This window comes from Adlercreutzia equolifaciens (genome assembly GCF_029076695.1).
In the GTDB taxonomy this organism is placed as follows: Bacteria; Actinomycetota; Coriobacteriia; order Coriobacteriales; family Eggerthellaceae; genus Adlercreutzia; species Adlercreutzia equolifaciens_A.
In genome coordinates this window covers 44885-60141 of the sequence record NZ_JARFIK010000003.1, presented here as the reverse complement: position 1 = coordinate 60141, position 15257 = coordinate 44885, and the positions used below count along the sequence as shown (strand labels likewise).

The window sequence follows — 15257 nt, the reverse complement described above, 5'->3', positions numbered from 1 at the left end:
TGATGATCAGGCCGGGGCGCAGCGGCACGAAGGTGGCGTCGATGTGGATCGGGTACGGGTCGCCGGGGAAGTTCACGGCGTGCACGCGGTACTCGGGGTAGTAGCGCTGGAACCAGTCCATGGCGGCACGGTTGGTGGTCAGGCCGTGCTGGATGAACAGGTCCTTGCCCATGCGCATCACGTCGGCGGCGTCCCACATGGGCTCCACCTCGGTGGTCACGAAGTCCTTGTTGGCGGTGCGCACCAGGCGCTCCTCGAGGGTGATCTTCTCATCGTAGTAGTTGTGCTTGTAGGACTTGTCCGTCAGGCGCGGGCGGGGGGCCTGGGTCCACTTGAAGTCCGGGTCCTGCTCGAAGTACATCTCCATGAGGTCCCAGTAGGCCAGGTACTCAAAGTAACGGCAGCGGAAGGAGTTGGCGGCGGCCATGATCTCGTTGCCGATGGTGAGCAGGATGTCGCGCGGGGGCATGCAGGTCATCATGGAGTCGTTGCGGAAGTCGGGCGTACCGATGGCCTGGTTCCACTGCAGGGGCGTGGGGCGGTCGACGACGACGCCACGGTCCTCGAGGATCTTCACGAGGTTCTCGAGGCACTCGTTGCCGCGCTCGACGGTCTCAAGGGGACGGGGGCCCCACATGCCGCGCATAGCGGAGTCGACGGGCACCTTCTCGGAGGTGGCGGGCTCCTCCGGCGGGATGACGGAGTTGTCGCAGCGGCCGACGATGACGCGCTTCAGCGGATCCCAGTCGTTCCAAGAGCTAACGATCTTTGCCATGGTTCATTCCTTTCTTGAGCGCGCCTTAACCGCACTCGCGACGATGAGGAATAGGAATTATTGACAAAACCGATCACCAATTGGCTCCGTTTTATCAACACAGCCAATATAGCACTATTTTTGAGCACCTGCAAGATAATAAGTGCCCCGTTTACGATATATTTTTGACCCCTTCCTAATTGACATATGTACAACGTGCACAAAATGGTTTATAGAAGCACAAAAACAGGACGAACGTAATAATTTGAGTATTAATAGGGTCATCGCTAGGCTTTTTGGTCAGCAAATAATCAGAGCGAGTCAGCTACCATGGGCTAGATTTATAAATTTGATGAACACCCTCATCTTAATGTTTGACAGCTTGTCAGTTAGGCAGCCCCACCGAGGAAAACCCGATGTCCGCGAGCCTCTTCCCCCTCTTTGCACCCCTGCTCAAAAAAAGAAGGCGCGCCCTCCCTACTGGGAAGACGCGCCTAATGGTCGCAAAACGAGGGACAGCCCCCGACGGCAACACTTAGTTGGCAGTGATGACGGTGCCCGTCTCGCCACGCAGGCCAGCGGCCGCGCACTCGAGCGAGGTGATGAGCGCCTTGCCGGCCGGGTAGGCCTCGAGGTACTCGATGCAAGCCTCCACCTTCGGCAGCATGGAGCCGGGGGCGAACTGGCCCTGCTTGATGTACTCGCGAGCCTCGGCGATAGTCATGTGGGAGATGTTCTCCTGATCGGGCTTGCCGAAGTTGATGGCAACCTTCTCAACAGCCGTCAGGATGACGAGCATGTCGGCCTTGTAGTCAGAGGCCATCTTCGCGGAGGAGCGGTCCTTGTCGATAACGGCCGGCACGCCCACGTAGGCGCCATCCTTCTCGATGACCGGCACGCCGCCGCCACCGCCGGCCACTACCACGTAGCCAGCGTTCATGAGGTCCTGCACGGCGTCAAACTCAACGAGGCGAACAGGCTTCGGAGAGGCGACCACCATACGCCAGCCGCGGCCAGCGTCCTCCTTGAAGACGCAGCCGGTTTCCTCGGCGCGCTTCTTGGCCTCTTCCTCGGTGAGGAAGGCGCCCACGGGCTTGGTGGGATCCTGGAACGCCGGGTCGTTGGCGTCCACCAGGGTCTCGGTGACCACGGCGGCCGTGGAGCGGCGGATGCCGCGACGACGCAGCTCGTTCAGGATAGCCTGGGACAGGTGGTAGCCGATGTAACCCTGGGACATAGCGCCGCACTCGGGGAAGGGCATAACCGGCACCTTGTCGGAGTTGGCTGCCGCAATGTCAAAGGCGTTGTTGATCATACCGACCTGGGGGCCGTTGCCATGGGAGACGATAACATTGGTGCCCTCGGCGATCATCTCCACGATGTGCGTGGCGGTGTTCTGCACCAGCTCGAGCTGCTCCTCGGCGTTGTTGCCCAGAGCGTTGCCGCCCAGAGCGATGACGACGGACTTGCCGCTGCCCTTTTCGTAAGCCATTAGATTTCACCTCAATCTTTTCGGTGAACCAGCCAGTCTCGCATCTATGGTTGCATGCAAGAGAGACGAGACAGTGGTTCCACAAGGAACAAAACATGCAACGGAATTGATTCTACGGAGGTTTCCCTTGACCAACTGTCAAGTACCTCTTCCGTTGTCAAATAGTAAGAAGAAGCGGGGGCGGAAAGCCCGCCCCCGTCAAAAGCGCTCTGGGAATTAGCCGCAGAGGGTGGCGTACATGACAGCCTTGATGGTGTGCATGCGGTTCTCGGCCTCGTCGAAGACCTTGGAAGCCTTGGACTCGAAGACCTCGTCCTCGACCTCCATCTCGGTGACGCCGAAGCGCTCGGCAATGTCGGCACCGATGGTGGTGTTGGTGTCGTGGAAGGCCGGCAGGCAGTGCAGGAAGATGGCGTCGGGGTTGGCCATGGCCATAACTTCCTTGGTCACGCGGAACTTCTCGAGGTGCTTGATGCGCTCGGCCCACACCTCGTCGGGCTCGCCCATGGACACCCACACGTCGGTGTAGATGACGTCGGCGCCGGTGCAGGCCTCCTTGACATCCTCGGTGCACTTCACGGTGCAGCCGTTCTCGGCAGCGATGGCCTCGCAGGTCTTCACCAGCTCGGCGTCCGGCATGTTCTCCTTCGGGCCGCAAGCCACGAAGTTCATGCCCAGCTTGGAGCACACCACCATGAGGGAGCGGGCCACGTTGTTGGCGGCGTCGCCCATGAACACGAGGGTCTTGCCCTTGATGTCGTAGTTGAAGTTCTCCTGGACGGTGAGGATGTCGGCCAGCATCTGGGTGGGATGCCACTCGGTGGTCAGGCCGTTCCACACCGGCACGCCAGCGTTGGCAGCCAGGTCCTCAACGTCGGTCTGGGCAAAGCCGCGGAACTCGATGCCGTCGTAGAAGCGGCCGAGCACGCGGGCGGTGTCCTCGATGGACTCCTTCTTGCCCATCTGCGAGCTGCCGGGATCAAGGTAAGTCACGCCCATGCCCAGGTCCATGGCGCCCACTTCGAACGCGCAGCGGGTGCGGGTGGACGTCTTCTGGAACAGCAGCACGATGTTCTTGCCCTCGAGGTAGCGGTGAGGGGTGCCGGTGCGCTTGAGGTCCTTGAAGTTCTTGGAGAGCTTGAGCAGGTACTCAATCTCCTCAGTGGAGAAGTCGAGAAGGCGCAGGAACGAGCGACCGCTGAGATTTACAGGCATGTTGTTTCCTTTCACTTGAAACAGACGATTTATATCGCGCGGGCCCCTCGAAGGTTCAAGAGACCCGCGCCTCTTTTTCGACCCCGTGCTGGCTGGCTAGACGGGACCGGAAAAGCCACAGGGAGAAAAGCCTTACAGCGCCTCACGCCAGGCCGGCATGGACATGCAGCGCGGGCCGCCGCGGCCGCGGGAGAGCTCGGCGGAGGGCATGACCAGGCAGTTGATGCCGTTCTTGTACAGCACGTCGTTGGTGACGTTGTTGCGCTGGTACACCACGACGGTGCCGGGGCGCACGCACAGCGTGTTCGAGCCGTCGTTCCACTGCTCGCGCTCGGCCGCGATGCGGTCGCCGCCGCCGCAGGGGATCAGCGTGACCTTCTCGCCGACGTACTCGGAGAGCACGGACTCGAGGTCCTCGTTGCGCTCGCGGATCTTGGTGCCGCCCTTGCCGTCCGGGGTGATCTCGAACACCGTCAGCGGGCCCATGATGCCGGGGTGGATGGTGAACTTGTCGCGATCGATCTGGGTGAACACCGTGTCCAGGTGCATGAAGGCGCGGCTGGACGGGATGTTGAACGCCAGGATGGTGTCGATGGTGCTGGTCTCGTCGTTGAACACGTTGTGAGCGATGGCGTCGATGGCGTCGGGCTCGGTGCGCTGGGAGATGCCGATGGCCAGCACGTGCTCGTTGATGTTCAGGATGTCGCCGCCCTCGATGTGGAAGGTGTCGTTGCGATCATAGTACTGGGGCGTACCGGCGAAATCCGGATGATAGTTGAAGATGTAGTCGCCGTAGATGGTCTCACGGTTACGAGTGACCGAGTACATGCGGTTGATGGACACGCCGTTGCCGATCATCGCGAACGGGTCGCGGGTGAAGTACAGGTTCGGCATGGGGGCGCACACCAGCTTGCAACGGTCGGACACCATGTCCACCAGCAGGTGGGTGTCCTTCTGGGGCAGCTCCTGCAGGTTGATGCCGGCCATGGTCTTCATGACCATGTCCTTGGTGCCCGCGTAGTTGGAGTTGATGTAGTCCTTGATGATCTTCGTGTACGTGTCGGTGCGGATGCCGGCCTCGTAGATCCACTGATCCAGGAACTGCTCGCGCAGCTCGGGGTTGGCGTCGATAACCTCGGCCATGAGGTCCTCGAGGTACACCACCTCGACGCCCTCGGCACGCAGGATGTTGGCGAACGCGTCATGCTCCTCCTGGGCAACCGGAAGGAACGGGATGTCGTCGAACAAGAGCTCTTCCAGGGTGTTGGGGGTCAGGTTCAGCAGCTCGTCGCCGGGGCGGTGAAGGATGACCTTCTTGAGGTTGCCGATCTCGCTCTTGACGTTTACACCTTGCATGTGACTCTCCAATCCGGCGCGGTCTTTCGCGCCTCCATTGCCGAGACGCTGCGGCCTCCCGCAGCCCCGCCGCGGTCGGCGCGGCGGATAGGTTCAATGTGGCAGAAAGGCTCTCAATCGCAAAGGGTAAAGCGGGCTTACCGCTGGGTATAACTCGTGCTTACTGCCAGTTTTAAGCCCCTACAACCCTCATAAACAGCACGTGAGACGCCATTTTCTCCGCGACCGCCCTGCCGAGCGGCCCATTGGACACAACCCTTTTTCGACCTTGCCCCTATGCGCCCTCACCCTTGTTTCGGACGGGAGCTTGTTTGTCGATGGGTTCAAAGTATCATCATTTTTGTTCACATGCAATAAAAATATTCCAATAAGTTTAGCCGAGTGCTCATTTTTTTACGCTTCTTGCCGATTTTTCAGCAGGCGTAGGCGGAATATTCATTGACACCGTATCTATCCAGGGCTTTTCGATAATCATCGTTTGCCCATAACTCTTTACCTTACTAACACTCTGTCAAGTTTTCTTTTTGATCTCACTGAGCAAAGCAGCGCGTATATTCGCTCAACTTTGCGTATTTGACGGAAAAAGACCGTCGTCGCCTCTCTTTGGGAAAAATGCTTCTTTTGCAGATGAGCAATTTGCAGCAAGCGCGTATACTCCCCTCGAAGCTGTATTTCGAAGGGAGCAACTGCATGGATTCGTCGTTTTTTCCCGCCGATCTTATCCTGCGCAGCAGCGCAGTGTTTACCGGCTCCGAAGAGGAGCCCCGCGCCGCCGCGGTGGCCGTAGCTGGCGACCGCATCGTCTGGGTGGGAGATCCCGCCGATATGCCCGAGGAGCTGCAGGGGCCCGACACGGAGGTACGCGATTTCGGCGACGCCCTGATCATGCCGGGCTTTCACGACGCCCACATGCATGTCTTCCACTCTGCCCTGTACCTCTCGCCCCTGGCCGAGCGCTTCGTAGGCGACAACGAGGCCGACGCCGTAGCGCGTCTAGCGCCCTTGGCGGCGCGGCGCCCCGCGGGATCATGGCTGCTCACTCAGGGCTGGCGCGACTACCTGTGGGATCCAGCGGGCATGCCCTCGAAGTCCTCGCTGGACGCGGCCTACTCTGATCGACCCGTGGCCATGTACTCGGGCGATGCCCACACGTTGTGGCTGAATTCCTGCGCCCTGGAGCGCCTGGGCATCACCGATGACACAGTGCCCCCCGCAGGCGGCAGCTACGACCGCGACGAGGAGGGGCACCTCACTGGCATCGTGCGCGAAGCCGCGGCCATGGAGCTCATGCCGCGCATTGTGGCGGAGTTCAGCACCGAGGAACTGCTGGACGCTTACCGTTCCTTCGAGCGGTACCTGAACGAGCACGGCATCACCGGCGTGTGCGACGTGTCGCTCATGGCCATGCCTGGGCTTGATTTCGTACGCGACGACCTGTATGCCCAGCTAGAAGTTAACGATGAGCTGACGGTGCGCGTGTCGATGTTCCCCACGCTGCTGGAAGACCGCAGCCGTCTGGACGAGCTGCAGGCCGAGCACACGGGGCCGCTTTTGCAGGCACGGGGCTTCAAGCAGTTCTTCGACGGCGTTTCCAGCCAGCACACCGCCTGGGTGCACGACCCCTACACCAACGCGCGCTTCGACGGCGACTGCGGCCGCCCCACCGTGGGTCCCGAGGTCATGGAAGCCCTGGTGGCGCCTGCGGCGGCCGAGGGCCATGCCGTGCGCGTCCATGCCATCGGCGATGAGGCCATCCACCAGTGCCTGGACATTTTCGAGCGGCATCCGGTGGAGGATGCATCCGCCCGCCACACCATCGAGCACTTGGAAAACTTCCAGCCCGCCGATATCGAGCGCCTGGCCCGCGCGGGCGTGATCGCGTCGGTGCAGCCGCGCCACATCACGCTGGACCCCGGCGGCCCCGAGCGCGACCTAGGGGCCGAGCGCGTACCTTATATGTGGCCCTTCCGCACGCTGCTGGACACCGGCGCCATCTTGGCCTTCGGTACCGACTCCCCCGTCACCGACATCGACCCCCTGGACGCGGTGTATACCGCCGTCACCCGCCGCGATGCCGACACCCACGAGCCCGAAGGCGGCTGGCTGCCCGAGGAGGCCATCACCCTGGCCGAGGCCCTGCGCGCCTACACCGCCGGGAGCGCCGCCGCAGCCCAGCGATCCGGCGAACTGGGAGAGCTAGCTCCCGGCCAGTACGCCGACCTGGTAGCGCTAAGCCCCAACCCCTTCGCCCTGCCCCCCGAGGACGTCCAGCAGGCAAAGGTGCAGGCTACGTACGTGGGCGGCAAGCAAGTGTACGGGGCGGACTAGGGGCTTGCTGGGGAGGTCGGGCGGTTTGGTTCCACCTGCCCGCTCCCGGCCCCAATGCTAGGTTCCCAGATTGGGCAGTTTGGCACCGCATCCGCTTCGTTGGGAAATCCCCGACCTGGGGTTTTAGGGCAACAGGGAACCAAACCCACGTATCCCGACAGCTCTCGGGATACCAAACCGGCCGCTTCTGGAACCTAGCGTCTATTCCGGACTGCTCGACCTGCCCGCTCCCGGGCCCCGGTACTCTAACTGACTAGCTCTTTCCGCCTAGGCACCGAGGGCTCTCAGAGGAATGACGTAGACGCCCTCCTCGGCCTTGTAGGCGTACTCTCCCGTTCCCGTGATTACCGCCATGAACTCGGGGGGGCGCGTCCGGGCCTTAGGATTGGCCTCGAGCTTCTTCCTCAAGCGCAGAAGGCTTGCAACGCCCTTCTCGGCGCTTGCGCTCCCCAACTTGCATTCGAAAGCCGCCCACCTTCCATCAGACAGTTCGACAATGGCATCAGCCTCAAGGCCGCTATCGTCACGATAATAGCGGACAGGGGTCGCCGGCGCCGCGGGCAAAGCCCCCGCGTACACGGACAAATCTCGTATGAACATATTCTCGAATACGAGACCAAACGTTTGCCAGTCTTCGAGAAGGCTCTTCTCGTCCACGCCTATCAGCGCGGAGGCAATGGACGGGTCGGCGAAATACCGCTTCGGTTTCACCGCAAGACGCTTCGGAGACCTTCGCGGCGGAACCCACCCCGGCACCTCTTCAATAAAGTAGAGGTCTTTCAAAAGCTGGAGATACGATGCAAGCGTATTAGCCGCAACAAGAGGCTCATCACCAGCTGATATGTCGTCGATGATAGTTTGATACGTTGCAGATTGCCCCACGTTGCGCGCAAGAGAAAGAGCAATGCGACGAGCTGTTTGCCCGCTCTTTCCGTAACGTGCCACGCCCTCCGAAAAGACAAGCTCGAGATATTCATGCGCGACAATTTGAGCCTGCGTCGCTGTCAAATCAAGCGCTTCGGGCCAGCCGCCTCGACAAGCCAAGGAGGCAAGCGATGCCGCATCGCCGGGAACCGCCGCGGGCGCGAACCGACCCTCAAAGAGGCCGGCAAGGGAAACAGCCCCCGACGAATCTCCTGATTCAGCCAGCGACATAGGATACATGCGTATCCTGCCAATACGTCCCGCCCCGCTATGAAGGGCCTCGACTTCGGTATCGCTTTTGAGAAGCGGCGTGGACGATCCCGTGAGCACCCAGGCGCCCCGCAGCTTTCGCTGCGCATCAACAGCGTGGCGAACCTCGTTCCATACCAAAGGAGCGCGCTGCCATTCATCGATAACGTGAGGACGATCGCCTGCGAGCGCTGCGCCTGGATCGGACTTGACGAGCGGAAGAACTCTATCCACATAAGTAATGCTGCTGCCGTGCGCGCACGCCGTCCACGTCTTCCCACACCACTTTGTTCCCGCAATTTCAACGGCGCCGAATATACTCAGATACTCCTCGACACGGGCATCGACAACACGAGGAAGATACTCACCAGCCGGCAAAAGATCAGAAGGCATAGCCCCTCGCTTTCTTCTAAGACAACAGCAACATAGTATCTGATGCTTCAGGCCTTTGTAACATCCATTTACGATTTTCCGAACTTTTCATTTACGATTTTCCGAACTTTTCATTTACGATTTTCCGAACTTTGTAGTTGAAAGATTAGTTGGTGCTTCTCAAAAGCCAGTCCAGCTTCCTCAATTGTCAGGTCCGCCAGCCCGCTTCAACCGGGTGCTGCCCTCCCGGGGCGCCCTTCCCGATCCTTCGTTGCTGGAGCTGTTGGCAGTCGGTATAATGCTTTCATCAGCCAATTCGCATCCTGACCAGGGGCGCGCCGACGAGAGACGGCGCAAGAGCCCCTCAGGGCATTCTCGGGATTGGGGAATCCGACGCCATGAGCTTCGCTCGCGCGACATATTGCAATGCATTAGCAGGGAGCACCCCCCCCCCGAGGCTCTTGTCTTAACCTAGGCCGCTCTAGTCTAGAAACGGCCCCCCAGCGCTCTGACCTAAAACTTAATACCTTCCTGCTACTCTGTCATCCTCAAAGACGCGACGCCGTGCCCTCGGCACCGCGGCCCCATTCGGCTACGGAACATCCGGCCAGCACTGCTCTATCCCGGCACCCCATCCCCCGCATTCGACCCTCCCCTTCTAGCATCGGCCTTAGATGATCAATCAGAAGGAGAAGAGATGAAACAAGTGGAAGAGGCAAAACGCGCTTTTGCCCAGAAATTCGGCTGCGAGGGGCGCAGCGTCTCAGATCGGGACGACCTATTGTTCGCCGTAAAACTCGCCTACCAGGACGCGACGCCGCGCACCATCAAGGGCCACGGCGAGATCCCGTCCGACGAGATTGCCCAGATCTGCGCACGCATCGCAGACCAAATCAACCGCTATCTCGGCGGCGCCGCACCGGAGACCGCCGAGGAATTCGACGGGGCGCACGACGCACCCTGCGTCAGTGTCTTAGATGACTACAACAAGCTGCTAGAAGGACACAAGCTACCCAAGCAGGCCTACGGCAAGGCCCAAAAGATCGTGAACATGACCCTCAAGTACCTGTACTGCTTCGACGACGCGGCCAGCCGCGACGCCTGGTTCGCGCACTGCCATATGCCCATAGACAGCATCATCAGCGAATGGTGGAAGGACGAGGGCGTCACCAGCTGCACCATAACCTGGACCCGGTTAAGCGAGACCGAGTACCGCTTCTTTACGAACCTGGCGCGCAATTGGTGCGAGGGTCATCCGCTCACAGAGGATGGCGAGACCGACGCGCGCCCTCTCGACCTGGAGCTGGTGGCCTGGAACCAAGCGCGCGGCATCTAGGCGCCAACAACCAAGAGAGAAAGAAGGAGACATGGAAACGACAACGAGAAGGCCGCACCGGCCCCTGCACGTGCTCCTGGCGGCGCTGCTCTGCCTCGCCTGCGTCCCCGCCCAGACGCTGGCCGGCGCCGGAGAGGCCTGGGCCGCCAGCCCCACGCCCCTCTTCTACGAGACGATCTACAAGAAGGGCAAGGACTACACGCTCGTCCTGCAGAAAGACGCAAGAGCCGACAGGAGCTTCGGCGCGAAAGTCTGGCAGAAGGCGATCTACAGCTGGGCGCACGAGGACTATTCGCTCGACGATCTGCGGAACGAGGATGGCAGTATTTACGACGCCATCGACGAGCTCGACTACACGCGCAGAAATTTAGATGAAGACGTGCCGTACGAGCCGACGCGCATTATCGTTCGCGACAGGATACAGGCTCCCGCGAACTGCGAACGTCTCTTCAATTTTAGTAGCTGCATCTTCATGGACCTGTCAGGACTTGATACCTCGCACGCGGTAACCATGCGACATATGTTCTCTTGCGACAATCTGCGCTCGATCAAGGTATCAGGATTCGACACAAGCAACGTGGAGGATATGGGCGGCATGTTCGACGGATGCCGAGAGCTTCGTTCTGTTAATCTATCCGGGCTCGACACTGGAAACGTCGCGGACATGAGCTATATGTTTTCCGGCTGCGAAAAACTTCGTTCCGTCAAGCTATCCGGGCTCGACACCGGAAACGTCACGGACATGAGCTATATGTTCGAGTACTGCGAAAACCTTCGCGAGATTGATCTGTCGGGACTGGACACGCACAAAGTGAAGGACATGAGTAGCATGTTCTCCGGGTGCGATAGCCTCCTCAACATCGATCTATCCAGTTTCGACACTCGCAGCGTCAAGAAGGCCACTTGGATGTTTTTCCGCGGTGTTAATGTTAGAGTGATGTGGAGCATCGACATCTCGCACTTTTCCCTGCCTTCATCTTCGTACGATTCAGCCTTCTTTCCGTACAGGACGTACTCCGTGAAGCTTCCAAAAAAGCAAGCGACTGTTATCGGCAGAAGGGCCCTCAGCGGCGTATTCAAACTGACAAATCCCCAGAAAAGAGTCTTCTGCTCAACAGGCAAGTGGCTCAATTCGAAAAATAAGGCGTACTCCCCAAAAAACATCCCAAACGTTGCTGACACCTACCGCCAACAGCTAGATTTCAGCAAGGCGCCGCTCACCATGGCATCCCAGGAGTACACAGGAACGAGGCTCCAGCCCTCCCTCAAGTTTAGCAATGGAGGCACCCTCAAGAAAGGTCTCGACTACACCGTCACCTTCAAGAACAACAAAAACGTCGGCACCGCCACCGCCGTAGTGAAGGGCAAGGGACATATCGGCAAAAAGACGATCACGTTCAAGATCAACCCCAAGGGCACCCAAGCCAAGTCGCTGAAGGCGGCGAAGAAGGGCTTCAAGCTGACTTGGAAGAAGCTCTCGGCTGCGGCCCGTTCACAGATCGACGGCTACCAGGTACGCTACGCCACCGCCTCCAGCATGAAGGGTGCCAAGACTGTAACCGTCAAGGGCGCGGCAAAGACCTCTGCTAAGGTGACCAAGCTCAAAGGCAACAAAACCTACTACGTGCAGGTGCGCTCCTACAAGAAGGTAAGCGGCAAGACCTACTACTCCACCTGGTCGGCAACCAAGTCTGTAAAGACGAAGAAGTAGCGAAAATCGCCTCTACCAGATGCTCTTCCGAAGACCCAACCAAGGACGCCGCTTCTCGCAAGACGGCGTCCTTCCTTTACGCCCCGATCTTCCTCAGCCGACGAAGCAGGCAAACTGAAAAACGTATTTGACACTAACGCATGCTAGACACAAAGCGATAAACATACTTTGCACTTTGGCACCGCGCAGGATACCAAAGTGGCCGTTCCTGGAACCTACTAGCCCTGCAGCATCTTAGCCAAGCCCCAGAGCTCTTCCATCTCCTCGGCACTCAAATCCTCGATGCGCCGTCCCTGACCAGCAGCAGCGCCTTCCATGAAAGCCCAGCGGTTGCGGAACTTCGCACAGGTAAGGCGCAGCGACTCTTCGGCGTTCACACCCATTTTGCGCGCCACGTTCACCAGCGAGAACAGCACGTCCCCGAACTCCAGCGCCACCGCCTGCTTGGCGGCGGGATCGGCGTCGCCGTCCACCTTGCCGTTGGACGACTTGGGCGCCGCGGCGTAGGCCTCACGCAGCTCGGCAATCTCCTCATCGACTTTCTCCCACACGGCATCCACCGTAGGCCACTCGAAGCCCGCTGCGGCGGCCTTGCGCGAAATCTTCTGCGCCTGCATGAGGGCCGGGAAGCTCTTCGGCACGCCGTCGAGCAGCCCCTCGGGCTCATCGGCGACGGCTTCGGCAGCGCTGTCGGCCACCTGCTTCTCGGCCATTTTCACCTGGTCCCACAGATCCAGCACCTCGTTGGCATCGGCCGCCTGGGCCTCGCCGAACACGTGGGGGTGACGGCGCACCATCTTCTCGTTGATGTCGCGGCACACATCGTCGATGGTGAACTCGCCGGCATCGGCGGCAATTTGGGACTGCAGCACCACCTGCAGCAGCACGTCACCCAGCTCTTCCCGCAGGTGCTGCACCGACTGCGACTCAATGGCATCAACGGCCTCGTAGGCCTCTTCGATCATGTTGCTAGAAATGCTCTGATGCGTCTGCTCGCGATCCCAGGGACAACCGTCGGAGGCGCGCAGGGCCTCGATGGTGGCAACAAAATCGTTGAAGGACGGATGATCGGTGGCGACAACGTCAGCAACAAGCTTTTCGGTCATGGCAGCTTCTTTCGAATAAGGGGCAACACGGCTCGCAGAAGACGCTCAACTTGCTCATAGCGCCTTCTGGTTTTCTCGATAGCGCCGATTATACCGCGCCGCGCTTTTTGCAAGCGGCGACCGACCCCATCTCAAACAATGACCACCGCGCCCTCCCCAAACAACTCCGCAGTAATCGCAGCCCCTCCTTCCTCCCGCTCTCCTTTCCTCTCGCCTCTTCTCAAGCCACCGCACTCCTCGCCCCTGCGGATCGTTCCTCCCTCGTCTTTACTTTCCATGCCCGCGAACCCCTCGCTCCTCTGCCAGCCCTACCGAAACCAGGTACTTCTTTCCCTAGCAATCTCACGCTGTCACAACGTCAACAAGGTCATTTCGTCACTAAATCCCCATTTCGGAGCCTAAAAAGTGCATTTTTGCCCACAACACGGCACTTTCATCGGAAAAACCGTGCACGAAACGGCCAAATTCTGTATTATCGTCTCTGCCAAAAGCGAGGACGCGCGGCACCACTCTTTCTTGTGCCAGCGTCCTTAGGAAGTTTTCCCTGTTAGAGAACAGGGAACGAGAGAGAAAGAGTGTATTATGCCCGCACCGACAATGACCCCTGAGCAGCGTGCTGCCGCCCTCGAGAAGGCTCGTATCGTTCGCGCCAAGCGTTCCGAGATCACCAACAAGCTTTCCATGGGCCTGCTGACCCCCGCTGAGGTTCTTGACCAGATCGACGACCCGGTTGTCGGCCGCATGAAGGTGAAGGCCTTCGTGAACGCCCTCCCCGGCTTCGGCAAGGTGAAGACCGAGAAGCTCATGGAGGAGCTGGGCATCCCGGCCGAGCGTCGTCTGCAGGGCCTGGGCTCCAACCAGATGCAGTCTCTGAAGGCTGCCCTGTCCTAAGCGACATTCGCCTGAACTTTCAAGCGCCAGTCTATAATAGGCTGGCGCTTTTGTTTTGCCCGAAGCGCTCGTACCCCATTCCCGCAAGCAGGAGGAACTATGCCCGTTGTACTGGTCGACTCGCTGGACGACCCGCGCCTTGACGCCTTCGCGCGGCTGACCGAGGCCCAGCTGCGAAGCAAGCTGGAGCCGGAGCGGGCGCTGTTCATTGCCGAGTCGGGCAAGGTCATCGAGCGCGCCTTCGCCGGCGGTATGGAGCCTTTGTCGCTGCTCATGGAGGAGAAATGGCTCGAGCCCATGGCGCCGCTTATTGCCGCCATGGAGGAACGCGTACCGGAGCTGCCCGTGTTCGTGGCGCCCCGCGAAGAGCTGGCACGCCTGACGGGCTTCGAGCTGACCCGCGGCGCTTTGGCCGCCTTCCGCCGCCCTCTCCTGCCCTCCCTGGCCGACACCGTGGGCGCGGGGCGCCTCGTGGCCGTGCTGGAGGACATCACGAACCACACGAACGTGGGGGCCATCTTCCGCAGCGCCGCCGCCATGGGCGTGGATGCCGTGCTGGCCAGCCCCGCCTGCTACGACCCGCTGTACCGTCGCGCCGTGCGCGTGTCCATGGGCACGGTCTTCCAGGTGCCGTGGACGCGCATCGGAAACCTCGACGAGCCCAACCGCCCCGGCGAGGGCACCTGGAGCGCCGATGGCCTTGATCAGCTGAAGGATCTGGGATTCACCTGCGCGGCTATGGCGCTTTCCGACGACTCCCTCACCCCCGACCAGCTAAACGAGCAACTGGCGGCCAAGGAAGCCGCTACGGGCGTGCCCGCCAAGCTGGCGCTGCTCTTCGGCACCGAAGGGGACGGCTTGGCCCCGGCCACCATCGCCCGCTGCGACTACACCGTGCGCATTCCCATGGCCCCGGGCGTCGACTCGCTCAATGTGGCCGCCTCCTCGGCCGTAGCCTTCTACGCTTTCCGTCACTTGTCGAAACTGGGACGGGCCGACGCATGAGCCGCGCCTCTCAGCCAACGGAGACGCCGACGCCCCACTCGGCCGCACCACCCACGCGCCCCTCGCGCCTGCTCACGGCTGCCACCTGGATAGCGCGCCTGTGCTTCGCCTTCGTCTTCGTCGTGAACGTGCAGTGCGCCCTGGGGTTCGCCCTCACGCCCGAGGCTTATATGGGTGCCTACGAGCTGGCCGGCGTGCCCGGTCGCGTGGCGGCCCAGGGTATCGGCATTGCCTTTCTCATGTGGAACTGCACCTACCCGGCCTTCATTGCAGCCCCGCGGCGCTTCACTGCCCTGGGCGTTGTCATCCTGGCCCAGCAAGTGGTGGGGCTCATCGGCGAGTCGCTTATTCGCGCCACGCTTCCCGCCGGCCACGAGCTGCTGGCCTCCAGCATCAACCTGTTCATCACCTTCGACGCCGTCGGACTCATCCTTATGGGTGCCTCCTTCGCTTTCCTGCGCAAAGCAAAGGGGCGCTCCGAAGAGCGCCCCTTGAAGAGAGAAGGCTAAGTCTCGCGG

The 15257-nt window shown here is 60.5% G+C and carries 12 protein-coding genes; 6 read left to right on the top strand and 6 right to left on the bottom strand.

The features are described 5' to 3' along the window. The 4 genes from PZH32_RS11140 to arcA all read right to left on the bottom strand — a co-directional run. Nucleotides 1-775: serine/threonine protein kinase (locus PZH32_RS11140; RefSeq protein ID WP_275208319.1), on the bottom strand; the 775-nt coding region annotated here is incomplete at its 3' end. 514 nt (nt 776-1289) lie between these two features. Further along, nucleotides 1290-2246 (bottom strand): carbamate kinase, encoded by a 957-nt coding sequence (arcC, locus tag PZH32_RS11135; protein ID WP_275208318.1) that lies wholly within the window; start codon nt 2244-2246, stop codon nt 1290-1292. A 216-nt stretch (nt 2247-2462) separates the two neighbouring features. Further along, nucleotides 2463-3461: an ornithine carbamoyltransferase gene (gene argF / locus PZH32_RS11130; protein WP_275208316.1), complete on the bottom strand. Its 999-nt coding sequence runs from the start codon at nt 3459-3461 to the stop codon at nt 2463-2465. 132 nt (nt 3462-3593) lie between these two features. After that, nucleotides 3594-4817 carry an arginine deiminase gene (arcA, locus tag PZH32_RS11125; RefSeq protein ID WP_275208314.1) on the bottom strand — a complete coding sequence of 408 codons (1224 nt, stop codon included), beginning with the start codon at nt 4815-4817 and terminating at the stop codon, nt 3594-3596. A 690-nt stretch (nt 4818-5507) separates the two neighbouring features. Between arcA and PZH32_RS11120 the strand changes: the two genes are divergently transcribed. Further along, a complete protein-coding gene (locus tag PZH32_RS11120) occupies nt 5508-7145 on the top strand; it encodes an amidohydrolase (protein WP_275208312.1) in 1638 nt (545 codons plus the stop codon). A 267-nt stretch (nt 7146-7412) separates the two neighbouring features. Here PZH32_RS11120 and PZH32_RS11115 read toward each other — a convergent pair whose 3' ends face one another. Continuing rightward, a complete protein-coding gene (locus tag PZH32_RS11115; RefSeq protein WP_275208310.1) occupies nt 7413-8711 on the bottom strand; it encodes an ATP-binding protein in 1299 nt (432 codons plus the stop codon). Nucleotides 8712-9387: 676 nt separating this feature from the next. Between PZH32_RS11115 and PZH32_RS11110 the strand changes: the two genes are divergently transcribed. After that, nucleotides 9388-10026 carry a hypothetical protein gene (locus PZH32_RS11110; protein WP_275208309.1) on the top strand — a complete coding sequence of 213 codons (639 nt, stop codon included), beginning with the start codon at nt 9388-9390 and terminating at the stop codon, nt 10024-10026. Nucleotides 10027-10057: 31 nt separating this feature from the next. Next, nucleotides 10058-11737: a BspA family leucine-rich repeat surface protein gene (locus PZH32_RS11105; RefSeq protein WP_275208307.1), complete on the top strand. Its 1680-nt coding sequence runs from the start codon at nt 10058-10060 to the stop codon at nt 11735-11737. A gap of 218 nt (nt 11738-11955) precedes the next feature. Here the strand turns inward: PZH32_RS11105 and mazG are convergent, their stop codons facing one another. Beyond that, entirely contained in the window at nt 11956-12843 is an 888-nt protein-coding gene (gene mazG / locus PZH32_RS11100) for a nucleoside triphosphate pyrophosphohydrolase (RefSeq protein ID WP_275208305.1), read from the bottom strand. Nucleotides 12844-13425: 582 nt separating this feature from the next. Between mazG and mihF the strand changes: the two genes are divergently transcribed. The 3 genes from mihF to PZH32_RS11085 all read left to right on the top strand — a co-directional run bounded on the left by mihF (nt 13426) and on the right by PZH32_RS11085 (nt 15248). After that, complete coding sequence (gene mihF / locus PZH32_RS11095) at nt 13426-13734, top strand: integration host factor, actinobacterial type (protein ID WP_275208303.1); 309 nt, start codon at nt 13426-13428, stop codon at nt 13732-13734. Nucleotides 13735-13833: 99 nt separating this feature from the next. Further along, nucleotides 13834-14739 carry a TrmH family RNA methyltransferase gene (locus PZH32_RS11090; RefSeq protein ID WP_275208302.1) on the top strand — a complete coding sequence of 302 codons (906 nt, stop codon included), beginning with the start codon at nt 13834-13836 and terminating at the stop codon, nt 14737-14739. Beyond that, the gene (locus PZH32_RS11085; RefSeq protein WP_275208301.1) at nt 14736-15248 is read left to right on the top strand and encodes a hypothetical protein; all 513 of its coding nucleotides are present in this window, start codon (nt 14736-14738) and stop codon (nt 15246-15248) included. The genes PZH32_RS11090 and PZH32_RS11085 overlap by 4 nt, the downstream gene beginning before the upstream one ends. Nucleotides 15249-15257: the final 9 nt, after the last annotated feature.